The sequence below is a fragment of the Streptomyces sp. adm13(2018) genome, assembly GCF_008042145.1.
Lineage (GTDB): Bacteria > Actinomycetota > Actinomycetes > Streptomycetales > Streptomycetaceae > Streptomyces.
Genome location: NZ_RDBH01000089.1, coordinates 3,255 through 25,486, shown reverse-complemented (window position 1 = coordinate 25,486; position 22,232 = coordinate 3,255). Strand labels below are relative to the sequence as shown.

Below are 22,232 nucleotides of genomic sequence, written 5' to 3'. Positions count from 1 at the left end.
GTCCCGGCCGGATCCTCGCCGTCGACGGCGAGGATCCGGCCGGGACGGTCATCCTCACCCGTACCGCCGGACCGCCCTTCACCGGGGACGAGACGGCCCTGCTGCGGTACGCCGCCCGCCTCGCGGCCCGTCATCTCGGCCACGCCCGGCGGCTCGCCGCCGCCGAGGACGCCGCGCTCCACCTCCAGCGCGCGCTCGTCGCCGAGCCCGGCCGCCCGCACCCCAACCTGGAGATCGCCGGCGGGTACCTCCCCGCCGGCCCGCGCGCCCTCGTCGGCGGGGACTGGTTCGAGACCGTACGGCTCCACTTCGGCCGCAGCCTGCTGGTCGTCGGCGACGTGATGGGTCACGGCCTCGACGCGGCCGTCGACATGAACGCCTACCGCACCGCGCTCCGCGAGGCCGCCGCCACCGACCTGCCCCCGCACCGTGTGCTGCGGCACCTCGACTCCGTGGTCGCCGAGGACGACGCCCGCCGCCCCGCCACCGTCCTGCTCGTCCGGGTCGACCCGGCCCGCGGCGCCGCGACCTTCGCGAGCGCCGGGCACCTCCCGCCCGCGGTGATCCACGCCGACGGCTCGGCGGAGCTCGTCGACCTCGACGTGGGCCCGCCCCTGGGCACCGGCGTCGGGGGCTACGAGCCGACCACCCGCCCGCTCCGCCCCGGCGACACCCTGCTGCTCTTCACCGATGGTCTCGTCGAACGCCGCGGCGAGGACATCGAGCACTCCCTCGCCCGTCTCGCCTCCCTCCGGCTCCCCCCGGACTCCGGTCCCGACCGGGTCGTCGAAGAGGTGCTCGGCCGCCTCGGCGCGCACCGCGCGGAGGACGACGTCGCCGTCCTCGCCGCGCGCATCCGGGTACGACCACACCAGTGACACAGGGTCACTTCCGCCCCGCGGAACGTCGTGACGCACGGTCACACCGGCCATGCCGGAGTCATGTTTCGGTCCTGGGCGGGATTCTTCCCGCCGGACGCTTGTGCACGGCCCCGGGGCCCGGCACGCTCCTCGTATGAACACGGCCAGGCATGCCAGTGAACGCTTGATGAGCTGGCCCTCGCTGACCCCCGGCAGCGGCCATTGCGGCGCGCCGCTCGGGTTCGGTACGGCGACGCAGGAGATCGTGCACTTCCACGGCGAGCACGAGGCCGACGTCCATCTCACCCGCGCCATGGTCGCGAAGCTGCGCCATGCCCTCCTGGGGTCGAGCGCGGTCCGTCTGCGCGCCGGATCCGGGTGGGTGACGGTCCGTCTGGACATGGGCTCCGACATCGACCTGCTCGCCACCCTGGTGAGCGCCGCCCTCCAGGGCAACGGCGTGCCCGACGTCGCCCCGGACGGCTGCACCCGCACCCGCCCGGTCGCACCGCTCCGCTGACCGCCCCGGACACGGGGGCAGCCCGGAACCGCACGGGTTCCCCGCGCCCCCGCCGGGACGGCGGCGCTACGCGGGCGTGCTCCCCGAAACCCCGGGGACGGGGAACAGCATGCACGTGCTCGTCGCGTGGGCGAGCAGCCGGTCCTGCGCGTCGTACAGGCCCGCCTCGGCGAGCGCGGTCCGGCGCCCGCGGGAGATCACCGTGCCGATCGCCCGGACCTTGCCGGTGTCGAGCGTGATCGGCCGGAGGAAGCGGGTCGACAGGTCGAGCGAGGTGTACGCCGTGCCCAGCGGGAGCGTCGAGTGCACCGCGCACCCGGCCGCCGAGTCGAGCAGCGTCGCGTAGACCCCGCCGTGCACGCTGCCGATCGGGTTGTAGTGCTCCTCGCCCGGTTCCAGGGTGAACACCGCGCGTCCGTCCTCGACCTCGTCGAGGCCGAAGCCGAGCAGCGCCGCGATCGGCGGGCCCGGCAGACGTCCCGCCACCATCTCCCGGAGGAAGTCGAGGCCGGCCATCGTCCCGGCGGCCCGTGCGGTGGCTCCGGCGTCCTCCCACTCGACTGTGCGCGACCGCCCCATGACCACTCCGCCCGTCCCGGCCTGCCGCTTTCGGCTGGCTCTGTACGGCGAAGCTAGCCGCCGCGAAAGCTGACTGTCAACGACGCAGCCAGGTGGCTACAGTGTGACGATGAAGTGGCTGGAGACGGACACGCGGAACTGCCCGGTCGGCCGCGCCCTGGAGCTCGTGGGCGAGAAGTGGACCCTGCTGATCGTGCGCGACGCCTTCAACGGCGTGCGCCGGTACGACGAGTTCCGCCGCCATCTCGGACTCTCGGAGGCCGTCCTCGCCGACCGGCTCCGCAAACTGGTCGCGGCCGGTCTGCTGCGCGCGGAGCCGTACCGCGAACCCGGTACCCGCACCCGGTACGAGTACCGGCTCACCCGCAAGGGCGTGGACCTCTGGCCCGTGCTGCTCGCCCTCAAGCAGTGGGGCGACACCCACGCGGGGGAACCGGAGGGGCCCGTCCTCGACATCCGGCACACCGACTGCGGAGCACCCGTCCGCGTCGTCGTCCAGTGCGAGGGCGAGGAGCGGGACACCCTGAGCGCCCGCGACGTCACGGTCCGCCCGGGGCCGGGGGCCCGCCCGCTCGACATCTGACCCCCGGCCGGACCACCAGTCCGGGACTCCCGCGCGCCCGAGCCCACCGGCGTACCCGCCGATCCGCGGTTCCGGCACCCGTTCGGCCGCACCCCTGCGATGCCCCACCGCCCAGCCGGGTACCTCACGAGGCATGCCCTCCACACCCGGTCCGCCGTACGACGGTGCCCCCACCGAGCACGGCCCCGAACACGGCCACTGGTTCCAGCGGCTCCACGCGCGCGTGCTCACCTCGCCCGTCGGGCTCGCCTGGAACCGCGGCCGCGCCATGGAACTCATGCACCGCGCCATGGGCTTCGCGGCGCTCAGCCTGCTCACCCTCGTCCCGCTCCTCATCGTCGTCGCCGCCGCCGACCTCGCGAGCGGCAAGGGCTTCGCCCGCTGGCTCGTGCAGGGCCTCGGCGTCTCCGAGGTCTCCGAGGAGGAGGTCGAGCGGCTCTTCGGACAGCCGGGGGCGGCCCTCCAGCGCACCACCGCCTTCGGCCTCGCCGCCCTCGCCGCCTTCGGCGTCACCTTCGGATCCGCCGTACAGACCGGCTACGAGCGGGCCTGGGACCTCCCCACGGCCCGCTGGCACACCATGTGGCGACACGTCGTCTGGCTGGCCGTCCTCGTCGCCTGCCTCCTGCTCTTCGTCGCCTTCCCCGCCCCGGCCGAGTCCCCGGCGATGATCACCACCCTCGTGGCCCTCGGCGACCTGATCGGCACCTTCCTGTTCTTCTGGTGGTCGCAGCGGTTCCTGCTCTGCGGGCGCATCCGCTGGCGGGCCCTCGCCCCCGGCGCCGTCCTGACCGCCCTCGGCCTGCTCGGGCTGCGGATCTTCTCCCAGCTCGTGTTCTCCCCGCTGATCGCCTCGAACGCCGTGACCTACGGCCAGTTCGGCACCGTCCTCGTCCTGCAGTCCTGGCTCGTCGGCGTCGGCTTCGTCGTCTACGGAAGCGCCCTCGTCGGCCGGCTCGTCCACGAGGGGCTGCTCGACCGGCGCCTGCGCCGCGACCCACCGGCCGGCAGGTGACGGAGACCTGACAGAGCAGGCGAAGGACCGGCGGGAAACGGATCACACGATCCGGTGATCCACTCCCGAGCGGCCGGGGACGGTCCGCCGGACCGCTTGGATGAGGGTGATCCCGTCCGCCCGTCGAAGGAGAGCCGCCCATGGCGAGCATCTGGCTGCCACCCGTCGAGTACGTCGCGACCCTGCCCAGAGCGACGGCGTACGCCTGCCTCTACTTCACCGACACGCGAGGCCGCCCCTTCCAGCTGCGCGCCAGCTACGACACCGAGCTGTGGCAGTGGCCCGGCGGGAACATGGATCCCGGGGAGACCCCCTGGGAGACGGCGGTGCGCGAGTGCCGGGAGGAGACCGGGATCACCTTCACCGGAGAGCCCCTGCTGCTCGGCACCCTCTTCGTCACCGACCGCGGCGAGGACTGGCCCGCCAACCACATCGGCTTCGTCTTCGACGGCGGCGAGCTGACGGACGAGCAGATCGCCGAGGTCGTCCTCGACCCGGCGGAGCACAGCGAGTACCGCCTCCACACGCTCGACGAGTGGGAACGGGAGATGGAGCCGCACGAGTTCGCCCACCTCGCGGGCATCGACCGGGCCCGCCGGACGGGCGTCCCCTTCTACCTGGAGACCCCCTCCTGACCGTCACGCCGGCGGCGTACGGGGAGCGGAACGGGCCCGAGGGCGCGGGGCGTCGCGGACGGAGTGTTCGCCCGGATCCGGCCGTGCCCGTAACTCCTCGGCCGTTCAGCAGTTGACCAGGGCATGAAGAAGCGCAGCATGCTCGCCATCGCCTCCCTCGCCGCAGGCGTCGTCACCGCCCTCGTCACGCCTCCGCCGCAGGCCAACGCCGCCGAGAGCCCCCTGGGCGGTGCGACCGGCCTCCTCCAGGAGGACAAGGGCGTCGACACGGTGCTCGACACCGTCGAGGGTGCCCAGAGCACCCTTCCCGCCCCCGGCGGGCTCCTCTGACCCTCGCCGTCCGCGGCCGCCGGTGCCCCGCGCCCCCCACGGGCCGCGGGGCACCGGCACGCCGGAACCCGGCAGGAGGCGGCCCGTGCGCGCGCCCTGCGTGACTAATGACAGGATGTCCTCATGAGCGACAACGTGTACTTCGACATCACCATCAACGACCAGCCCGCCGGCCGGATCGTGTTCCAGCTGTTCGACGAGGTCGTCCCGAAGACGGCGCAGAACTTCCGCGAGCTCGCCACCGGCCAGCACGGCTTCGGCTACGCCGGCTCCCCGTTCCACCGCGTCATCCCGCAGTTCATGCTCCAGGGCGGCGACTTCACCAACGGCAACGGCACCGGCGGCAAGAGCATCTACGGTGAGAAGTTCGCCGACGAGAACTTCGACCTCAAGCACGACCGCCCGTACCTGCTCTCGATGGCGAACGCGGGCAAGAACACCAACGGCTCGCAGTTCTTCATCACCACGATCGTCACCGACTGGCTCGACGGCAAGCACGTCGTCTTCGGCGAGGTCGTCGAGGGCCAGGACCTGGTCAAGAAGATCGAGGGCCTCGGCTCCGGCTCCGGCCGCACCTCTGCCTCCATCAAGGTCGCCGAGTCCGGCGTCGTGAAGGCCTGATCGCCTTCCCGAGCTGAGCAGAGGGCGCCCCGCGCCCTCGCTCGACCCACCCGGCCGGGGCGGGGGCGCGTCCGAGACGCGCTTCCCCGCCCCTCGCCGAGGGCCCCCGGCCGCTGCCACCGCAGCCCGTCGGGCCTTTCCTCAGACCCCCTCGCCGAAGCGCCGCTCGAACTTCGCGATCCTGCCCTCGGAGTCCACCGTCCGGGCCTTGCCCGTGTAGAACGGGTGGCTCTCGGAGGAGATCTCCACGTCGATCACCGGGTACGCGTTCCCGTCGTCCCACTCGATGGTCCGCTCGCTGGTCGCCGTGGACCGGGTCAGAAAGGCGTACCCGGCCGCGCGGTCGCGGAAGACCACCGGGCCGTACTCGGGCTGCTTCTCCTGCTGCACGTGTCCTCCTCGGGCTCACGCCCTGGCTCGTCCGGCCTGATCGGCACGGCACCCCCAGCCTCCCCGCGCACCCGGCGCGCGACCAGCGCCACGGGCCCGACCGGGTGACCCTCAGCCGTGCCCCCGGCGCCGTGCCGCGAGGAGCAGCGCGATGTCGTCCGGGCGCGAGGTGGCCTGGCGGGCGTCCCGGATGACCCGGTCGGCGGCCTCCGCGAGCGGCAGCGAACCGGCCGCGGCGAGCGCCCCGCCCAGCAGCGCGATGCCGTCGTCGATGTCCTGGCCCGGCTTCTCCACGAGCCCGTCCGTGAAGAGCGCGAGCACCGCTCCGGGCTCCAGTCGCAGCCGGGTCACCGGATACGAGGCACGGCCGTCGATCCCGAGCACCATCCCGCCCGCCAGTTCCACCCGCTGCGCCGTTCCGTCCGGCTGCAGCAGCAGGGGCGGCGGATGCCCGGCCCGTACCGCCCGCAGGTCTCCCGTCCCGGGATCGAGGAGCACGTAGCAGCAGCTGGCGAACTGCCCGGGATCCAGGTCGATGAGCAGTCGGTTGGTGCCCCGCATCACGTCCTGCGGCCGATGGCCGGCCAACGCGAAGGCCCGTACGGCGCTGCGCAGCTGACCCATCGTGGCCGCGGCCGCCACCCCGTGCCCCTGGACGTCGCCGATCACGAGCGCCAGCCGGTCCCGCCCCGTCTCGATCACGTCGTACCAGTCGCCGCCGACGTCCATGCCCTGTGTGCCCGGCAGATAGCGTCCGACCGTCTCCACCCCCTCCCAGACGGGCAGCCGGTGGGGGAGCAGCGCGTCCTGGAGGCCCCGCGCGACCGCCGACTCCGTGTCGTAGCGCTGCGCCCGCTCCAGGGCCTGCGCGATGAGGCCCGCGAGAGCCGTGAGCACGGTCCGCTCCTCCGAGCTGAAGCCGCGCGGCCGGTCGAAGCCGAGGATGCACGAGCCGACCGGCCGGCCGGAGGCGATCAGGGGCAGGAACGCGCGCGCCCCCGAGTGCGCGTCCAGCGGCAGATCCGGATATCTGCTGCCCAGCTGCTCCATCGACTCGAAGAACAGCGGCCGGCCCGTGGTGAGCGTCTCCACGCCGGGCACGTGCGCGTCCAGGGCCACGCCGTCGAAGGGTTCGAGGAAGCCGGGCGGGAAACCCGTCTCCCAGGCCAGGTACAGCCGGCGGTCGCTCAGCAGGTAGATGGCCAGCTGGCGTCCGCCGAACGCCGGGAGCAGCTCCTCCGTCACCACCGCCGACACCTGGCGGGCCGTCACCGCCTCGGAGAGGGCGATCGCCAGGGCCACCGGACGGTAGAGCGCCGAGACCTGGTCGTCGGGCAGCGACAGGGTGTCGGCCGTCGGCCCGCCGCCGCCCCTCACCTGCGGCTTCGGCCGGACCGGGGCGTTCTCCGGCAGCAGCACCATGGTCACGCCGTCCCGCCCGGGATGAAGCGAGACCGACACCCACGTGCTCCGCTCCGGACGGGCCAGGAAGCGCACCGGCTCGCCGGAGATCATCGCGGCGCGCAGCTGCTCCTCGTGGAACGGCAGCGCGAACCACGGCAGCGCCTCCCACAGCGGCCTGCCCGCCAGCGCCGCGCGCGGGCGGCCTACGAGCCGCTCGGTCAGCTCGTTGACGTACGTGACGCGGCCGAGGCGGTCGATCGCCAGGATCGCCCGTGGCAGCCGGTCCGTGGCGTCGGAGCCGATCAGGCCGGTGCCGAGGTCGACGAGGGTGCAGGTGAGGCGCAGACCGGTGGGGACACCGCCGACACCGAGCCGCGGCGCTCCCGAGCCGTCCGTGTGCGGGGGCGCGTACGTCCCGGGGTGTGGTGCGGTGTGCCGCGCGCGCGTGGAGACCTCCAGGAGGTGGAGGCCCCCGTCCGGGCCCTTCAGCCGGATCCGGCGGACCACCGGGCGTCCGTCGGGCCCCGTGGCCTGCCGGGCCGCCGCCCACAGGGCGTAGCCGTCCTCGGGCTCCAGGAGGGCCGTCAGGACGTCGATGGGGCACGGCGAGGGCACGTCCGCGCCGAGGATCGCGAGGAGGCCGTCGTCCAGGGTGACCATCCCGCTGTCGAGGTCCCACTCGAAGGCGCCGAAGCGGACCGGCGGCGCACCCGAGGTGGAGAGCTGGACGCACACCGGATCGCCCGGCCACTCCAGGGTCATGCCCTGCCGGGACAGGTCGGCCAGGGCCTCGCCCAGGTGCAGCCCGCCCCGGGTCATCCGGCTCCGGTCGCGGGCGTCCACCGGAATCCCGGGCGTCGGGGCCCGCAGCACCACCAGGACGCCGAACCGCTCGCGGCCGGCGACGACGGGCGCGTACAGCGAGGCGAACGGGAACGGCAGGCTGGCCACCAGCTGCGGGAACCGCCGCATCGCCTCCTCCACGTCGTGGAGGTGGACGGACTGTCCCGAGCGGTGGACCTCGGCGACCGGGAACGGCCGGTTCGTGTGCATCCGGAACCACGGGCGGAACAGCTGGCCCGGCAGCCCCACCAGGGTCGCCATCCGCAGCAGCCCGGGAGTGCCGGAGCGCAGGTACACCCCGCCCGCGTACCCGCCGACCTCGTCGACGGCCCGCAGAGCGGCCTCGGCGAGTGTCCAGGTCAGGGCACCGGAGGGCGGCCCGTCGGCAGCTCCCCTCCCGGACGGACGCCCGGTGCTGCCGGCCGGGCCGGGGCGGCCGGACGTGCCGTGCAAGGTCACACAGCCAGGATGCGCCCCACCGGAAAGGGGGCGCATCCCGGGCGGGCCAAGCCTCACGGTCAGGTTCAGGGTGAGAGTCACCATCAGGGCGAGGTTCAGGGCGAGGTCCGGAGGGGGCAGGGCGATGCCAGGCGTGTTCGCCCCGCATCTCATCCGAACGTCTCGCGGGACGACGACTTTCGAGGACAGCGGCGGGACCCCCGCGGGCCGGATCATCGTGCTCACTACCTCATGGGGCGGGCCCTCCGGCGACCCGTCCACGATCGGCAGGAGCACGTTCGATGGGCCTCGCGCAGACGCAGCACCGTTTCCTCGTCCGGCAGAAGGTGACGCCCATGGCCAACCGCTACCTCGTGCACACCGCGGCGGCGGACGGGTCGGAGGGGGAACTCGTCGCCTTCGCCCACCAGAAGAGGATGGCGTTCAAGGAGCAGGTCACCTTCTACACCGACGAGTCCCAGCGGCAGGTCCTCTTCACCTTCAAGGCCCGCCAGGTGATCGACCTCGGTGCGACCTACGACGTGCACGGGGCGTCCGGCACCCGGCTGGGCGGCTTCCGCAAGAACTTCGGGGCCTCCCTGCTGCGCAGCACCTGGCATCTCAGCAGCGAGGGGGCCGAGGGCGAGACCACGGGACAGGAGCGCAGCGGGGGCATCGCGCTGCTGCGGCGGGCCTGGGAGTTCCTCCCCTTCACCGACCTGCTGCCCTTCGTCGTGCCGTACCACTTCGACTTCACCCGGTCGGGCCGGGCGGTGATGTCGGTCGACAAGGTCTTCGGGCTCCGCGACCGGTACGTGCTGGACATAGCGGACCCCGAGCTCGACCGGCGCCTCGCGATAGCCCAGGCCGTGGCGCTCGACGCCCTCCAGTCCCGCTGACGGGCCGCTCACCCGACCGAGGAAGGAGGGGCGCCTTACTCTGGAGGGATGGGTGGGGGACCGAGCGGGGCGCTTCCTCCCTTGCCCGGAGCCGTGCGGGCGGAAGGACGGCGGGCCATGCTCTTCAGTGATCGCACCGATGCCGGTCGGCAGCTGGCCACTCTGCTCGACCACCTCAGAACCCGTGACGTGGTGGTGCTCGGCCTGCCGCGCGGCGGGGTGCCGGTGGCGGCCGAGGTGGCCGACGCCCTGGACGCTCCGCTGGACGTCTGCCTCGTGCGGAAGCTGGGGGTGCCACGGCAGCCCGAGCTGGCGATGGGCGCGCTCGGCGAGGGCGGAGTCCGTGTGGTGAACGAGCGGATACTGGCCGAGACCGGGGTGGGGGCGCGGGATCTCGCGGCGGTCGAGCGGCGCGAACACGTCGAGCTCGACCAGCGCGCCGACCGCTACCGGGGCAGCAGGCCATCGGTACCCCTGGAGGGCCGGACGGTGCTGATCGTGGACGACGGTCTCGCCACGGGCGCCACGGCGCTCGCGGCCTGCCGGGTGGTGCGGGCCAGGGGCGCGGCCCGGATCGTTCTGGCGGTGCCGGTGGCGCCCCGGGGGTGGAAGGCGAGGCTCGGGGGCGAGGCCGACGAGACGGTGAGCGTGCACGCGCCCGAGGCGTTCTCCGCGATCGGGCAGTTCTACGGCGACTTCTGCCAGACCCCGGACGCCGAGGTCGTGGCCTGCCTGGACCGGATCCGGGCCGCGCACGGGCCGGTCGTCCGGGACGGGGACGTACGGATCCCCGTGGACGACCGCGTCACGCTGGCGGGGCGGCTCGCGTTGCCCGAGGACGCCCTGGGCATCGTCCTGTTCGCGCACGGCAGCGGGAGCAGCCGGCACAGTCCCCGCAACCGGGCGGTGGCGGCCGAGCTCAACCGGGCGGGCCTCGGCACCCTCCTGTTCGACCTGCTCACGGAGGCGGAGGCGGGGGACCGGGCGCACGTCTTCGACACCCCGCTGCTGGCCGGCAGGCTGGCCCGGGCCACGGAGTGGCTGGCGGGGCGGCCGGAGAGCGCGGGCCTTCCGCTGGGCTTCTTCGGGGCGAGCACGGGAGCGGCGGCCGCGCTCTGGGCGGCGGGTGACCCCGGGTCCCCGGTGGCCGCCGTCGTCTCACGCGGTGGCCGGCCGGACCTCGCGGCCGACCACCTGGCGCGGGTGAAGGCCCCGACGCTCCTCGTCGTGGGAGGGCGGGACGTGCTGGTCCGCGACCTCAACCGGCGCGCGGAGTCGCTGCTCCGCTGCGAGAGCCGGCTGGAGGTCGTGGAGGGCGCCACGCACCTCTTCGAGGAGCCCGGCGCCCTGGAGGAGGTGGCGGAGCTCGCCACCTCCTGGTTCACCGGGCACTTCCGTGATCAGTAGGCGCCGTTGACGTTGTCGATGGAGCCGTAGCGGTCGGCCGCGTAGTTGCAGGCGGCGGTGATGTTGGCGACGGGGTCGAACAGGTCCGTCGAGGTGCCGGGCACGTGGTAGGCGAGGAAGGTCGGCTCGATCACCTGGAGCAGGCCCTTGGAGGGGGTGCCGGCCACGGCGTTGGAGTCCCAGAGGTTGATGGCCTGCGGGTTCCCGGAGGACTCGCGCATGATGTTGCGGTGGATCCCCTCGTAGGAGCCGGGGATGCCACGCTGGGCCATGATGTCCAGCGACTGGCGGATCCAGCCGTCGAGGTTGTTCGCGTACTGGGTGGCGGCGACGGGGGCCGCCTGGACCGGAGCGGAGGCGGCGACGGGAGCGGCTGCCGAGGCGCCGGTGTTGGTGGCGGCCGCCGGAGCGGCGCTGCGGCGCTCGGAGCGGCTCGCCCGTTCGGCCGAAGCGGTCTTCTTCGCCTGTGCGGGAGTCGCCTTGACGGAATTCCGATGAAGCGTCAGTTCAAGGCCCGGGTGAATGAGTGACGGATTGTCACCCACGACGCTCTGGTTCGCCCGGTAAAGGCCCTTCCAGCCGCCCTGAATTCCCTTCTTCTGCGCGATGAGGGAAAGCGAGTCACCGCTGACGACCGTGTAGGTGCGTGCCGCGGCCTTGGCGGCGGGGGCCTTCGTGATGGCCTTGGCGGCGACCGGAGCGGCGGGCGCGGTGATGGCCTTCGGTGCGATGTCCGGGGCTCCGGAGACGGGCGCGGCACTGGCCACGGCCGGGGCGATCAGCGGGAGGGCGAGGGCGACGCCGCCCGTGCCGACCAGCGCGATTCCACGGGAGACGGGACGACGGGGACGACGGTGCTTGCCGTGAGCGGGCATGACGGGATTCCTCTCCGGCGCCTTCGGGGTGAGCTGTCGGGTTCGGACTGGAGATGTCCGGCCGCGCGCACGCGGCTTCACCCCGAGCCGTTCCGGAATCCGGGCCGGCGTATTCGTGGGTCCCCCGCTCCTGCCGTCGGGTGAAAGGGAGGTATTTCGAGCAGTGGCAGGATTAGGCGATCCGCTCGAATGGAGGTGACCGTAGGCCACCCGTGCGACGGAGAACAAGAGGATCTGGGTCCGGAAGCCGGTGAAAGGATCACCGAATTCATGGAATTCAAGATCGACCCTGTCTTCGGCGGATCGAACTTCCTTGCCCGGTAAGGCCTGCGGGTCAGTCGATCTCCGGTGCGTTCCCGGCGGAGTGAGTCGCGTCACCAGGCGCTGTTTGTCCGAATGTTCTGGTTAACCCCATTGGTGGGGCAACGGGTTGGAAAGGTGTGGTCGGTACTGAGGGACACTCAAGGGCATAGGTCGTGAAACCGACATTCTTCGTGAAAGGTGAAGAGACCCCGACCGAGGAGCCGCCCGGATGTCGCCCTCCGCCCCCCTGCCGAACCTCGAAACCCTCGACCGTGACGCCCTCGACCCGGACGCCCTCGACCGCGAGGCCGCTGCCCTCTTCGACAGCGCCACCTGGCAGCGCGTCGTCACCGACTGGACCGAGGAGCCGCCCGCGCCCGCCACGGAGGGGTGGCGCGACCTCCTCTCCGTGCCGGTGGAGCGGCTCGTCGCCGACGCGCTCGACGCGCTGCCGCCGCCCCCTCCCGCCGAGCGTCGCCTCCCCGGCCGGCTCGGGGCCGTCCTGCCCGACCGGCTGCACGCCTGGCGCCGCATCGGCCGGCCCGAACTGCGCCCCTCGGTCCACCTCGGCTACGCGCGCCTGGTGCTGACGGAATGGGGCTGGCAGAACGCCCCGTACAAGCTGCGCGACGCACGCGGGGCGCGCTGCGTCTGCGGTGCGCTCCTCGCCGCACACCGGCTCGGCCACGGCAGCGCGACGACGATGAACGAGGCCGCCGCCTGGATCATGACGGAGCTGCGCTCCCGGGGCTGGCACGAGCTGATCGGGCCGTGGAACCGCGCCCCGGGCCGGACGGCCGCCGACGCCGTGGACCTGCTCGACGCCACGATCCGCCGGGCCGCCCGGGCCGGCCACTGACGGGCCGCCCGCGCGTCCGGCCGGCGGCCGCGGGGCGACGCCGAGACGCGGCGTCGCCCCGCAGTCGTGCGGCGTGCTCAGCCGCTGACGCTCGCCGCCCCGGTCTCGATGTGCCCGGTGTACCGGCGCGACCAGGTGCCGTCGATGTCGGCCAGGATCGTGAAGTCGTACCAGCCGTCGTTGTACGCGACGGCGTTGAAGTGGTCCTCGCGCGTCGCGCCCGCCGGGACGGTGTAGGTCCAGGGGCCGTCGGTGCGGTAGGCGTTCGAGCGGATCGTGAACGTCACCGGCCCGGCGGAGGTGTTGCCCATCCGGAACCACAGGGCCGTCCGCCCGGTGCCCGCCTCGGTCGCGAACCGGGCGGCCACCTCGACGGCCTTGCCGGCCTTCGAGGCGTCCCCGATGAACCGGCGCAGGAAGCGGTTGGGACCCACCATCGAGATGTCGTACTTACCGGATCCCGACCCCAGGCCGATGTTGAAGTAGTCGCTCGCCGTCCCGCCCGCGTCGACGGTGTACTGCCAGGCGGCCGTGTCGCGGTGCTGGTGGGGATGGATGGAGAAGTGCGCGGCCCGCTTGGCCTCGGCGCCCTGGTTCGTCATGGAGAACCAGGCCAGGATCTTGCCGGCGGCGCCGAACTCGAAGCGGTCCAGGTTGCCGTTCACCTGGTACGGCAGCGCGCGGGCCGGCCGCGTGCCCGGCTCCTGCGCCGGCTGGGCGTTGTTCTGCGGAGCGGGGTTCGGCATCGGGGCGCAGGTCGCCTGGCCGATCACCTTCGCGGTCGAGGGGAGCCCGGCCGGGACGCCGTACATGGGACGGGCGAAGTCGAAGAGGCCGGTCAGGTCACCTGTCACCTTGCGCCGCCAGGCGGAGATGTTCGGGCAGGTGGCCGGGGTGCCGAGGGTCGCCGTCCACCTCTCCAGGAACCGCAGGACCGACGTGTGGTCGAAGACCTCGGAACTCACCCAACCGCCGCGGGTCCACGGGGACATGACAACCATCGGGACGCGGAAGCCCAGGCCGATCGGCACGCCGTCCAGGTACTCGCCGGGCGTGCCCGGCGGGGCGACCGGGGGCGGCACGTGGTCGAAGAAGCCGTCGTTCTCGTCGTAGTTGAGGATGAACACCGTCGAGTCGAACACCTCGGCGTCGGCGGCGAGCGCCCGGTAGACGAGGTCGACGAAGTGGGCGCCGTCCCCGGGGGGCGCGTAGGGGTGCTCGGAGAACGCCTCGCTCGCCACCACCCAGGACACCTGGGGCAGCGTGCCCGCGACGACGTCCGCGCGGATCGCGGCGGCGATGTCGTCCGGGGTCGAGCCGGTGACCTTCGGGACCGAGCCCATGCCCCGGTCGTACAGCGGGTTCCCGGGCCGGGCGTCGGTGAACTTCCTGAAGTACGCGAGACCGTTGTCGCCGTAGTTGTCCTGGGCGTTCTGGTAGACCTTCCAGCTCACCCCGGCCCGCTGGAGCGCCTCGGCGTACGTCTCCCAGGTGAGCCCCGACTCGTCGCCGCCGTCCTTGCTGGAGGCGTCGATCTTCCCGCTCCACAGGAAGGTGCGGTTGGGGCCGGTGGCGCTCAGCGCCGAACAGAAGTACGCGTCGCAGACCGTGTAGTGGTCCGCGAGCGCGTGGTGGAAGGGGATGTCCTCGCGGTCCAGGTGGCCGAGCGTCCGGGTGTTGCCCACCCCGGTGACCCAGTTGTCGAGGCGGCCCTTGTTCCAGGCGGCGTGCTGCGAGGTCCAGCTGTGCGGCAGGTCGCCGTTGCACTGGGCCAGGGTCTCGCCGTCCACGCCTCCGGCGGGCGGGGTGTCGCTGAGCTTCCAGGGGTACTGGCGGCCGCCCCAGTTGGGCTGGTTGAACATGCCCCAGCCGCCGGGGATGTTCCCCGCGGCGCGGTCGCCGAAGCCCCGCACGCCGCGGAGGGTCCCGAAGTAGTGGTCGAAGCTGCGGTTCTCCTGCATCAGGATCACCACGTGCCGGACGTCGGCGAGCGTGCCGGTCGCCGACCGCGCGGCGGCGGAGGCGCGTGCGGCCGGCAGCGCCGCGCCCGCCACGAGCCCCGCGCCGATACCGACGAACCCCCTGCGGCTGATGGGAATCATGCTCCGCCCCTCCTGTCACGGTGTGCCCCGGCGGCACGTCGAAGACATGATGGGGGAGGCGGCTCCAAAGGTATACATCCGTGCGGTAATTGCTGGGTTAACAAGCGGCGTCGTCGACGGGTGCTGTTGCCAGGCCCTCGGGATTGGTTCGACCGCGTACCAATGGAGCCCGATGGCTCAGACGGTGAGGACCTTCACCCCGGCCTCGGTGAGCTCGGCGACCGTCTCCGCGGCGATGCCCGTGTCCGTCACGAGGAGGTCGATCCGGTCCAGACCGCAGATCCGCGCGAAGGCCCGGCGCCCCATCTTCGAGGAGTCGGTCACCACGACGACCCGGCTGGCCCGCTCGGCGAAGAGCCGGCTGATGCTGGCCTCGTCCTCCTGGTGCGCCATAACCCCGAGCCCGGGGTCGACCCCGTCGACCCCCAGTACCACCACGTCGAGCACGACCTCGTTGAGCACGCCGACCGTCAGGGGGCCCACCAGCTCGTAGGTCTGGGGGCGGGCGACGCCACCGGTGGTGACGATCTTGATCTGGGGGCGCACCGCGAGCTCTCCCGCGATGTTGAGCGCGTTGGTGACCACGGTCAGCGCGGGTCCGGAGGTCGCGGGGCCCGCCGTTCCCGCGGTGTCCGCGCGACCGCTCGCGAACCGCAGGGCGAGGGCGCGTGCCACCTCCGTCGTGGTCGTCCCGCCGTTGAGCCCCACGACCTCGCCGGGGGCGATCAGGTCGGCGGCGGCCTCCGCGATCCGCCGCTTCTCCGCGGCGTGCCGCGTCGACTTGTAGCGCAGCGGCAGCTCGTACGAGACGCCGTGCGCGACCGCCCCGCCCCGCGTCCGTATCAGCAGCTGCTGCTCGGCGAGCTCGTCGAGGTCCCGCCGGATGGTGGCGGCGGACACGTCGAGTGCGGTCGCGGCCTCCTCGACCTCCAGCTTCCCCGAGGCGGCGAGTAGTTCAAGGAGCGTGTTCCACCGCTCGTGCTTGGACATGGGTCCCTCCCTCGGGCTCGTGCGCGCGTCCGATTCTATCCGTCGAGGGGCGCGGGACCTGGAAAGTCGATGCATGTTTCTGCTTGAATGACATCTACTTCAAGCATCTTCCATCATATGAGTGCACTCTTCTTGCAAGGAGACCTGGCATGAGCACCACTCGGACCGCCGTGGAGATCGCCTCTCAGCCGACGACCTGGCGTCAGGCTGCCCGCACCCTGTCCCACCACACCTCCGCCCTGCCCCGAAGGGGGGAGCGCGTCGCGGTGATCGGCTGCGGCACCTCCTGGTTCATGGCCCTGGCCTACGCCGAACTGCGCGAGTCCGGCGGCCACGGGGAGACCGACGCCTTCGCCGCCTCGGAGTTCCCCTACGGGCGCCGCTACGACCGGGTCGTCGCCATCACCCGCTCCGGCACCACCAGCGAGGTCCTGACCGTCCTCTCCCGGCTGCGCGGCACGATCCCCACGGGGGCGGTCACGGCCGACCCCACGACCCCGGTCATGGACCTCGCCGACCAGGTCGCGGTGCTGGACTTCGCCGACGAGGAGTCGGTGGTCCAGACCCGCTTCGCGACCACGGCGCTGGCCCTCTTCCGTGCGCACCTCGAAGCCGAGGGCGCCCTGCCGGACGGGGTGGCCACCGTCGAGGAGGCCGCGCGGGACGCCGAACTGGCCCTCGTCTCCCCGCTCGCCGAGGACGTCCGCGCGGCGGAGCAGTTCACCTTCCTCGGCATGGGCTGGACCTACGGCCTCGCCCTGGAGGCCGGGCTCAAGATGCGCGAGGCCGCGGGCGCGTGGACGGAGGCGTACCCGGCCATGGAGTACCGCCACGGCCCCATCAGCATCACCGGACCCGGCCGCGTCACCTGGGGCTTCGGTGCCCTGCCCGCCGGACTCGCGGACGAGGTGCGCAAGGTCGGCGGCACGCTCTCCGAGAGCGACCTCGACCCGCTCGCCGACCTGATCCGGGCCCAGCGGCTCGCGGTGGCGGTCGCCGAGGCGCAGGGCCTCAACCCGGACACCCCGCGGAACCTCACCCGTTCGGTCGTCCTCGCCGACGCCCCGGCCTGACCCAGCGCACCCGTGGCGCGGACGCCGCCCTCGCTCCGCCCGCCCTCTGGCTCCCCCCCCGCAACCGTTCACTCCACCGGACAAGGACCACCATGCCGTTGACGCCGACCGATGAGATCGTCCGCCGCGCCCGCGCGGCGGGCACCGGTGTGGGGGCGTTCAACGTCCTCCAGATCGAGCACGCCCAGGCCATCGTGGCCGGCGCCGACAGCACCGACCGTCCCGTCGTCCTCCAGATCAGCGAGAACACCGTCCGCTACCACGGCGCCCTGGAGCCGGTCGCCCTCGCCTCCCTCGCCGTCGCCCGTGCGGCCAAGACCCCCGTCGCCGTCCACCTCGACCACGCCGAGAACCCCGACCTCGTCCGCGAGGCCGTCGGACTGGGCCTGGGCTCGGTCATGTTCGACGCCTCGAAGCTCCCCTACGCCGAGAACGTGGCCGCGACCCGCGAGGTCGTCGAGCACTGCCACCAGCACGGCGTCTGGGTCGAGGCGGAACTCGGCGAGGTCGGCGGCAAGGGCGGCGCCCACACCCCCGGAGTCCGCACCGACCCCGAGGAGGCCCGGGCCTTCGTCGCGGCCACCGGGGTCGACGCCCTCGCCGTCGCGGTCGGCAGCTCCCACCAGATGCTGACCCGGGACGCGGTCCTCGACTTCGACCTCATCGCACGCCTGCGCGCCGCCGTCGACACCCCGCTCGTCCTGCACGGCTCCTCGGGCGTCTCGGACGCGGACCTCACCGCCGCCATCGCCGCGGGCATGACCAAGGTGAACGTCTCCACCCACCTCAACAAGGCCTTCACCGGCGCCGTCCGCGCCCATCTGGCCGAGCACCCCGAGGCCGTGGACCCCCGCCACTACCTCACCCCGGCGCGCGCCGCCGTGGCCCGGGAGGTGGCCCACCTCCTCACGGTCCTGTCACCCGCCTGAGGCGGGCGGACGGCCCCAAGCCGGCGGGTCAGACGTCCTGCAGCGCCGCGAGGAGGCCGCGTACGGCGGGCAGGGACAGCGAGGACTTCCGCACCACCGCGTGGATCGACCGCACCGGCTCCGGCCCGCGGACCTTGCGGACGACCACGTTCGGATGGCGACTGCCCAGCCCCGTCAGGGGGACCAGGCCGACGCCGAGACCGGCCGCGACGAAGCCCTGCGCGGTGGCGTACTCCTCGCACTCCACCGCGATGTCGGGGGTGAACCCGGCCGCCGCGCAGGCGTCCAGGACCACGTCCAGGCAGGGGCCGGGGCGTTCGCTGCCCACCCAGGGCTCGCCGGCGAGTTCGGCCAGGTCGACCGCGGTCCGGCGGTCGGCCAGCGGGTGCCCCTTGGACAGCACCGCGCGATAGGGGTCGTCGAGCAGATGCACCAGCCGGAGGCCGTCGCCCGCCGCGTCCGGCCTGCTGCCCCGGGGGCGTACGACCAGCGTCAGGTCCGCCTCCTCGTCGGGCGGCGCACCGTCGGCGATCGTCAGGTCGACCCGCACGCCCGGGTGTTCGGTGCGGAACCGGGCCAGGGCGGGGGCCACGAGGGCCGCGCCCGCCGTGGCGAAGTAGCGCACCGAGACCTGCCCGGTCCGGCCGGCTCGCAGATCGGCGAGCGCCGTCTCGGCCTCCGCGACCTGGCGGCCGATGACGGCCGCGTGCTCCGTGAGCAGCCGCCCGGCGGCGGTGGGCCGCACCCCCCGGCCGAACCGTTCGAGCAGGGCGATGCCCACCTCCTTCTCCAGGACGCCGATCTGCTGGCTCACGGCCGAGGGCGTGTAGCCGAGGTTCGCGGCGGCGGCGGTCACGGAGCCGCTGGTGACGACGGCCCGGAGAACCTGCATACGTCTCACATCCAGCATGTAGCACAGCTTAACGCTGGATGCAGGATTCATCGCTTGTCCTGCCGGATGGGGGCACGGGACGGTGAGGTCATGACGTCGTCGACACGCATGGGCGTACTGGCCCTGCTCTGGGGCTCGGGCTTCCTCTGGATCAAGATCTCCCTCAACGAGGGCCTCACCCCGGGGTGGATCACCTTCCTCCGGTGCGCGCTCGGCGCGGCGGTGCTCCTCGTGCTCGCCCGCGCGGCGGGGCAGCGGCTGCCCCGGGACCGGGCGACCTGGGGCCGGCTCGCCGTGGCCGCCTTCTTCTGCAACGCGCTGCCGTTCCTGCTCTTCTCGGTCGGGGAGCAGACCGTGGACAGCGGTGTGGCGGGCGTGCTCAACGCGACGACCCCGCTCTGGTCCCTGCTCATCGGCCTGGCGCTGGGCACCGAACGCCCGCTGCGCGCCGGCCGCGCGACCGGACTCGCCCTCGGCTTCGCCGGTGTGCTGGTGATCTTCGCGCCCTGGGACCACGGCTCGGGCCTGATGAGCCTGGAGGCCCTCGCCCTTCTCGGCGCCTCCGTCAGCTACGCCGTGGCTTTCGCCTACATGGCCCGCCACCTCGCCGCCCGGGGCACCGCGCCGCTGGCGCTCTCGGCGGCCCAACTCCTCGCCGCGACAGGCCTGAGCACGCCCGCGCTCGCGGCCGGCGGAGCCGGGACGGTGACCTGGGCGGGGCTGCTCGCGGTCGCCGCCCTCGGCGTCCTCGCCACCGGGCTCACGTTCCATCTGAACTACCGGATGATCGCGGAGGAGGGCCCGACCGCGGCCGCCACGGTCGGCTATCTGCTCCCGGTCGTGTCGGTGGGCCTGGGGGCGCTGGTCCTCGGCGAACCGCTGACGGCGCGGGTGGTCGCGGGGATGGCGGTCGTCCTGGTCGGGGTGGGGCTGGCGCGGCCGCGCCGGCGCCCGGGCCGGGCCGAGCGGACCCGCCCGACCAAGCAGGCCCGACCGGACGAGCAGGGCCGACCGAATGAGCAGGCGCGCCCGGACGACCCCGCCCGGTCTGGTCCCGCCTCTGCCGGGCCGTCGGTTCCGGTCCCGCCCGATCCGGGGCTACCTCTCCCGGGCCCACCGGGTCCGGTTCCGCAGGCCGTCAGCCGATCGGCTCGACCACGAACACCGGGATCTCACGATCCGTCTTGAGCTGGTAGTCGGCGTAGTCGGGGAAGGCCGCGACCGCCCGCTCCCACCACGCCGCCCGCTCCTCGCCGGTGACCAGACGGGCCTCCATGTCCCACGACCGGGTCCCGTCGCGGACCTCGACGTGGGGCGAGGCGACGAGGTTGTGGTACCAGACGGGGTGCTTGACGGCCCCGCCGTTCGACGCGACGAGCGCGTACGACCCCTCGTGCTCGACGCGCATGAGCGGGGTCTTGCGGAGCTTGCCGCTCTTCGCACCGCGGTTGGTGACCAGGACGACGGGCAGGCCGCGCATGGTCGTCCCCTTGGTGCCGCCGGAGGACTCGTACAACTCGACCTGATTGCGCACCCACTTCTCCGGGCTGGGCTCGTATTCACCTTCGAGTGGCATGTGCATCCCTTTCCTTGGTCCGGTACGGCTGTCCGCCCGTCCCGGCACCGTCGGTGCCGGACTCCTAGGCTGGCCCCCGACGCGACGAAAGAACGTGTACGACACAGGGAGAGCGCACAGCATGCGGGAATTGTTCCTGGCCGGTCAGCGGGCCCACATCCGATGGATCGACCTGCCGGGCGCGGGGGACGGGCCCGTGCGCGTGTTCGTCCACGGCCTCGGCTGCACCGCGGCCTCCGACTTCGCGCACATCGCGGCGCACCCCGCGCTCGGCGGCGGCCGGGCGCTGCTCGTGGACCTGCTCGGGCACGGGCTGAGCGACCGGCCCGCGGACTTCGACTACCGCATGGAGTCGCAGGCGGCGGCGGTCGCGGCGGTGCTCGACCACCTCGCTCTGACGGGGGTGGACCTCGTCGGGCACTCCATGGGCGGTGCGGTGACGATCCATCTGGCGGCCTCGCGCCCGGAGCTCGTGGCGCGGCTCGTGGTGGCGGAGCCGAACCTGTACGGGGGCGGGGGAGCGTTCAGTTCCCCGGTGGCGGCCATGGACGAGAAGGTGTTCGTGGCGGAGGGGTTCGCCAGGTTGCTGGCCGTCGCGTTCCGTGCCGACTACGCGGCCCGGATGCGGCTCGCCGACCCGCTGGCCCTGCACCGCAGCGCGGTCGCCCTGGTCGAGGGGAGCACGCCGGCGCCCGGTGACCTCCTCGCGGGGCTCAAGATTCCCCGGACGTACCTGGTCGGGCAGTCGAGCCTGCCGGACCCGGGCGCGGAGAAGGCGGCCGCGTGGGGGATCCCGGTGGTGGAGATCCCCGGCGCGGGGCACAACATGTCGCTGGACAACCCCGAGGGCTTCGCACGGGCCCTCGGCGGCGCTCTCGGGATCGACGGGCACGGCGGGGACGACGGGCACGCTGGGCACGTCGGGCGCGAGTGGGACGGCAGGCACGGCGGGTACGGCGGGGACAGGCCGGGGCGCTCCGCGCCCGCGCCGCCGAACGTGCGTCAGTCGCCGGTTCCCGGCCACAGGGCCCCCACCCCCCACAGGACCGGGCCCTGAGAGGATCGAGGTCATGAGCGCCCCGTTCCCCTCCGCCCCCGGGTACCCCGACCAGGAGTCCGCCGTGCCCCCGTCCCTCGGCTACGCCGACGTCCAGCGCGCCGCCGCACGGATCGCCGGACAGGTCCGCCCGGTCACCGTGGCCGAGGCCGAGCCCGGCGGGGAGCCGTACACGCTCCACCTCGCCCTGGAGCACCTCCAGCACACCGGCTCCTTCAAGGCCCGCGGGGCGCAGAACTTCCTCCTGAGTCACCGGGAGGCCGGCACCCTGCCCGACGCCGGCGTCACCATCGCCTCCGGCGGCAACGCCGGGCTCGCCTGCGCGTGGGCGGCACTGCGTCAGGGCGTCCCCGCGACCGTCTTCCTGCCGGCCACCGCGCCGAAGGTCAAGGCCGACCGCCTCGCCGGGTACGGCGCCGACGTGCGGCTCGTCGGTACGGAGTACGCCGAAGCGCTCGGCGCCTGCGAGGCGTTCGCCGCCGAGACCGGGGCGCTCGCCTCCCACGCGTACGACCATCCGCTGATCGCCGCCGGAGCCGGCACCCTGCTCGACGAGATCCGTGACCGGATCCCGGACCTGGACACCGTGGTGGTCGCGGTCGGCGGGGGCGGTCTGTTCTCCGGTGTCGCCACCGCCGCCCTGCACCACGGCATCCGCACCGTCGCCGTCGAGCCCGAGAACTGCCGGGCCCTCGACGCCGCCCTCCGGGCCGGGCACCCCGTCGACACGACCGTCGACTCGGTCGCCGCCGACTCGCTCGGCGCCCGCCGGGCCTCCGCCACCGCCCTGGCGACCGCCCGGCGGGACGGCGTCCGGACCGTCCTGGTGCCGGACAGCCAGATCGTCCGTGCCCGCCGCGCCCTGTGGGACGACCGCCGCCTCGCCGTCGAACACGCCGCTGCCACCGCCCTGGCCGCCCTCACCGCACCGGCCGGGTCCGGCGCGACGGACCAGGGCTACCGACCGGCCCCCGGGGAGACGGTCTGCGTCGTCCTCTGCGGAGCCAACACGGATCCCGGCGACCTCGCGCGCGCCGCGGAAGGGGAGTAGC

General features: G+C 73.4%; 23 protein-coding genes and 1 riboswitch. Of the genes, 15 read left to right on the top strand and 8 right to left on the bottom strand.

Annotated elements, in window-relative coordinates; all coding sequences use genetic code 11:
- Nucleotides 1-878 (top strand): PP2C family protein-serine/threonine phosphatase (locus EAO70_RS08180; protein ID WP_148002342.1); only part of this gene is annotated, 878 nt, incomplete at its 5' end.
- A 169-nt stretch (nucleotides 879-1,047) separates the two neighbouring features.
- On the top strand, nucleotides 1,048-1,380 hold the full coding sequence (locus tag EAO70_RS08175; RefSeq protein ID WP_148002341.1) for a luciferase family protein: 333 nt from the start codon (nucleotides 1,048-1,050) through the stop codon (nucleotides 1,378-1,380).
- A 66-nt stretch (nucleotides 1,381-1,446) separates the two neighbouring features.
- Here the strand turns inward: EAO70_RS08175 and EAO70_RS08170 are convergent, their stop codons facing one another.
- Nucleotides 1,447-1,959 (bottom strand): PaaI family thioesterase, encoded by a 513-nt coding sequence (locus tag EAO70_RS08170; protein ID WP_148002340.1) that lies wholly within the window; start codon nucleotides 1,957-1,959, stop codon nucleotides 1,447-1,449.
- 109 nt (nucleotides 1,960-2,068) lie between these two features.
- On the opposite strand from EAO70_RS08170, the gene EAO70_RS08165 reads away from it, so the two are divergent.
- The 5 genes from EAO70_RS08165 to EAO70_RS08145 all read left to right on the top strand — a co-directional run bounded on the left by EAO70_RS08165 (nucleotide 2,069) and on the right by EAO70_RS08145 (nucleotide 5,143).
- Complete coding sequence (locus tag EAO70_RS08165; RefSeq protein WP_148002339.1) at nucleotides 2,069-2,542, top strand: winged helix-turn-helix transcriptional regulator; 474 nt, start codon at nucleotides 2,069-2,071, stop codon at nucleotides 2,540-2,542.
- A 133-nt stretch (nucleotides 2,543-2,675) separates the two neighbouring features.
- Complete coding sequence (locus tag EAO70_RS08160; protein WP_148002338.1) at nucleotides 2,676-3,557, top strand: YhjD/YihY/BrkB family envelope integrity protein; 882 nt, start codon at nucleotides 2,676-2,678, stop codon at nucleotides 3,555-3,557.
- 140 nt (nucleotides 3,558-3,697) lie between these two features.
- Complete coding sequence (locus EAO70_RS08155; RefSeq protein ID WP_148002337.1) at nucleotides 3,698-4,192, top strand: NUDIX domain-containing protein; 495 nt, start codon at nucleotides 3,698-3,700, stop codon at nucleotides 4,190-4,192.
- 123 nt (nucleotides 4,193-4,315) lie between these two features.
- The gene (locus EAO70_RS08150) at nucleotides 4,316-4,522 is read left to right on the top strand and encodes a hypothetical protein (RefSeq protein ID WP_261992747.1); all 207 of its coding nucleotides are present in this window, start codon (nucleotides 4,316-4,318) and stop codon (nucleotides 4,520-4,522) included.
- A 123-nt stretch (nucleotides 4,523-4,645) separates the two neighbouring features.
- Nucleotides 4,646-5,143: a peptidylprolyl isomerase gene (locus tag EAO70_RS08145; protein WP_148002336.1), complete on the top strand. Its 498-nt coding sequence runs from the start codon at nucleotides 4,646-4,648 to the stop codon at nucleotides 5,141-5,143.
- A gap of 141 nt (nucleotides 5,144-5,284) precedes the next feature.
- Here EAO70_RS08145 and EAO70_RS08140 read toward each other — a convergent pair whose 3' ends face one another.
- Nucleotides 5,285-5,533, bottom strand: a complete 249-nt coding sequence (locus EAO70_RS08140) for a type B 50S ribosomal protein L31 (RefSeq protein ID WP_148002335.1) — start codon at nucleotides 5,531-5,533, stop codon at nucleotides 5,285-5,287.
- Between the two features lie 111 nt (nucleotides 5,534-5,644).
- Nucleotides 5,645-8,239: a SpoIIE family protein phosphatase gene (locus EAO70_RS08135; RefSeq protein WP_261992746.1), complete on the bottom strand. Its 2,595-nt coding sequence runs from the start codon at nucleotides 8,237-8,239 to the stop codon at nucleotides 5,645-5,647.
- A gap of 281 nt (nucleotides 8,240-8,520) precedes the next feature.
- On the opposite strand from EAO70_RS08135, the gene EAO70_RS08130 reads away from it, so the two are divergent.
- Both EAO70_RS08130 and EAO70_RS08125 read left to right on the top strand, forming a co-directional pair.
- A complete protein-coding gene (locus EAO70_RS08130) occupies nucleotides 8,521-9,117 on the top strand; it encodes a hypothetical protein (protein WP_148002334.1) in 597 nt (198 codons plus the stop codon).
- Nucleotides 9,118-9,234: 117 nt separating this feature from the next.
- On the top strand, nucleotides 9,235-10,524 hold the full coding sequence (locus EAO70_RS08125; RefSeq protein ID WP_148002333.1) for an alpha/beta family hydrolase: 1,290 nt from the start codon (nucleotides 9,235-9,237) through the stop codon (nucleotides 10,522-10,524).
- Here the strand turns inward: EAO70_RS08125 and EAO70_RS08120 are convergent.
- Nucleotides 10,518-11,399, bottom strand: coding sequence for a LysM peptidoglycan-binding domain-containing protein (locus EAO70_RS08120; protein WP_148002332.1), 882 nt, complete (start codon nucleotides 11,397-11,399; stop codon nucleotides 10,518-10,520). The two genes, EAO70_RS08125 and EAO70_RS08120, sit on opposite strands and share 7 nt — an antisense overlap.
- 5 nt (nucleotides 11,400-11,404) lie before the next feature.
- Nucleotides 11,405-11,588, bottom strand: a riboswitch (cyclic di-AMP (ydaO/yuaA leader).
- A gap of 343 nt (nucleotides 11,589-11,931) precedes the next feature.
- Here EAO70_RS08120 and EAO70_RS08115 point away from each other — a divergent pair.
- Nucleotides 11,932-12,561, top strand: a complete 630-nt coding sequence (locus EAO70_RS08115) for a hypothetical protein (RefSeq protein ID WP_148002331.1) — start codon at nucleotides 11,932-11,934, stop codon at nucleotides 12,559-12,561.
- A 77-nt stretch (nucleotides 12,562-12,638) separates the two neighbouring features.
- Here the strand turns inward: EAO70_RS08115 and EAO70_RS08110 are convergent, their stop codons facing one another.
- Nucleotides 12,639-14,663: a phosphocholine-specific phospholipase C gene (locus tag EAO70_RS08110; RefSeq protein ID WP_148002330.1), complete on the bottom strand. Its 2,025-nt coding sequence runs from the start codon at nucleotides 14,661-14,663 to the stop codon at nucleotides 12,639-12,641.
- Nucleotides 14,664-14,840: 177 nt separating this feature from the next.
- Nucleotides 14,841-15,653, bottom strand: a complete 813-nt coding sequence (locus EAO70_RS08105; RefSeq protein WP_148002329.1) for a DeoR/GlpR family DNA-binding transcription regulator — start codon at nucleotides 15,651-15,653, stop codon at nucleotides 14,841-14,843.
- A 149-nt stretch (nucleotides 15,654-15,802) separates the two neighbouring features.
- Between EAO70_RS08105 and EAO70_RS08100 the strand changes: the two genes are divergently transcribed.
- Both EAO70_RS08100 and EAO70_RS08095 read left to right on the top strand, forming a co-directional pair.
- Nucleotides 15,803-16,726: an SIS domain-containing protein gene (locus tag EAO70_RS08100; RefSeq protein WP_148002328.1), complete on the top strand. Its 924-nt coding sequence runs from the start codon at nucleotides 15,803-15,805 to the stop codon at nucleotides 16,724-16,726.
- Between the two features lie 92 nt (nucleotides 16,727-16,818).
- On the top strand, nucleotides 16,819-17,655 hold the full coding sequence (locus EAO70_RS08095; RefSeq protein WP_148002327.1) for a ketose-bisphosphate aldolase: 837 nt from the start codon (nucleotides 16,819-16,821) through the stop codon (nucleotides 17,653-17,655).
- 28 nt (nucleotides 17,656-17,683) lie between these two features.
- On the opposite strand, the gene EAO70_RS08090 is transcribed toward EAO70_RS08095, so the two are convergent.
- Nucleotides 17,684-18,565 (bottom strand): LysR family transcriptional regulator, encoded by an 882-nt coding sequence (locus tag EAO70_RS08090; protein WP_148002326.1) that lies wholly within the window; start codon nucleotides 18,563-18,565, stop codon nucleotides 17,684-17,686.
- Nucleotides 18,566-18,637: 72 nt separating this feature from the next.
- Between EAO70_RS08090 and EAO70_RS08085 the strand changes: the two genes are divergently transcribed.
- Nucleotides 18,638-19,735, top strand: coding sequence for a DMT family transporter (locus tag EAO70_RS08085; protein WP_410091153.1), 1,098 nt, complete (start codon nucleotides 18,638-18,640; stop codon nucleotides 19,733-19,735).
- On the opposite strand, the gene EAO70_RS08080 is transcribed toward EAO70_RS08085, so the two are convergent.
- Nucleotides 19,686-20,123: a nitroreductase family deazaflavin-dependent oxidoreductase gene (locus tag EAO70_RS08080; protein ID WP_148002325.1), complete on the bottom strand. Its 438-nt coding sequence runs from the start codon at nucleotides 20,121-20,123 to the stop codon at nucleotides 19,686-19,688. The genes EAO70_RS08085 and EAO70_RS08080 overlap by 50 nt on opposite strands.
- Nucleotides 20,124-20,244: 121 nt before the next feature.
- On the opposite strand from EAO70_RS08080, the gene EAO70_RS08075 reads away from it, so the two are divergent.
- Both EAO70_RS08075 and EAO70_RS08070 read left to right on the top strand, forming a co-directional pair.
- Nucleotides 20,245-21,180, top strand: a complete 936-nt coding sequence (locus EAO70_RS08075) for an alpha/beta fold hydrolase (RefSeq protein ID WP_148002324.1) — start codon at nucleotides 20,245-20,247, stop codon at nucleotides 21,178-21,180.
- Between the two features lie 64 nt (nucleotides 21,181-21,244).
- Nucleotides 21,245-22,231, top strand: a complete 987-nt coding sequence (locus EAO70_RS08070) for a threonine/serine dehydratase (protein WP_261992748.1) — start codon at nucleotides 21,245-21,247, stop codon at nucleotides 22,229-22,231.
- Nucleotide 22,232 lies beyond the last annotated feature (1 nt).

Coding starts and splice junctions, on each gene's coding strand:
- EAO70_RS08175 (WP_148002341.1), top strand. CDS start 1,048: ATGAGCTGGCCCTCGCTGACCCCCGGCAGCGGCCATTGCGGCGCGCCG.
- EAO70_RS08170 (WP_148002340.1), bottom strand. CDS start 1,959: ATGGGGCGGTCGCGCACAGTCGAGTGGGAGGACGCCGGAGCCACCGCA.
- EAO70_RS08165 (WP_148002339.1), top strand. CDS start 2,069: ATGAAGTGGCTGGAGACGGACACGCGGAACTGCCCGGTCGGCCGCGCC.
- EAO70_RS08160 (WP_148002338.1), top strand. CDS start 2,676: ATGCCCTCCACACCCGGTCCGCCGTACGACGGTGCCCCCACCGAGCAC.
- EAO70_RS08155 (WP_148002337.1), top strand. CDS start 3,698: ATGGCGAGCATCTGGCTGCCACCCGTCGAGTACGTCGCGACCCTGCCC.
- EAO70_RS08150 (WP_261992747.1), top strand. CDS start 4,316: ATGAAGAAGCGCAGCATGCTCGCCATCGCCTCCCTCGCCGCAGGCGTC.
- EAO70_RS08145 (WP_148002336.1), top strand. CDS start 4,646: ATGAGCGACAACGTGTACTTCGACATCACCATCAACGACCAGCCCGCC.
- EAO70_RS08130 (WP_148002334.1), top strand. CDS start 8,521: ATGGGCCTCGCGCAGACGCAGCACCGTTTCCTCGTCCGGCAGAAGGTG.
- EAO70_RS08125 (WP_148002333.1), top strand. CDS start 9,235: ATGCTCTTCAGTGATCGCACCGATGCCGGTCGGCAGCTGGCCACTCTG.
- EAO70_RS08120 (WP_148002332.1), bottom strand. CDS start 11,399: ATGCCCGCTCACGGCAAGCACCGTCGTCCCCGTCGTCCCGTCTCCCGT.
- EAO70_RS08115 (WP_148002331.1), top strand. CDS start 11,932: ATGTCGCCCTCCGCCCCCCTGCCGAACCTCGAAACCCTCGACCGTGAC.
- EAO70_RS08110 (WP_148002330.1), bottom strand. CDS start 14,663: ATGATTCCCATCAGCCGCAGGGGGTTCGTCGGTATCGGCGCGGGGCTC.
- EAO70_RS08105 (WP_148002329.1), bottom strand. CDS start 15,653: ATGTCCAAGCACGAGCGGTGGAACACGCTCCTTGAACTACTCGCCGCC.
- EAO70_RS08100 (WP_148002328.1), top strand. CDS start 15,803: ATGAGCACCACTCGGACCGCCGTGGAGATCGCCTCTCAGCCGACGACC.
- EAO70_RS08095 (WP_148002327.1), top strand. CDS start 16,819: ATGCCGTTGACGCCGACCGATGAGATCGTCCGCCGCGCCCGCGCGGCG.
- EAO70_RS08090 (WP_148002326.1), bottom strand. CDS start 18,565: ATGCTGGATGTGAGACGTATGCAGGTTCTCCGGGCCGTCGTCACCAGC.
- EAO70_RS08085 (WP_410091153.1), top strand. CDS start 18,638: ATGACGTCGTCGACACGCATGGGCGTACTGGCCCTGCTCTGGGGCTCG.
- EAO70_RS08080 (WP_148002325.1), bottom strand. CDS start 20,123: ATGCCACTCGAAGGTGAATACGAGCCCAGCCCGGAGAAGTGGGTGCGC.
- EAO70_RS08075 (WP_148002324.1), top strand. CDS start 20,245: ATGCGGGAATTGTTCCTGGCCGGTCAGCGGGCCCACATCCGATGGATC.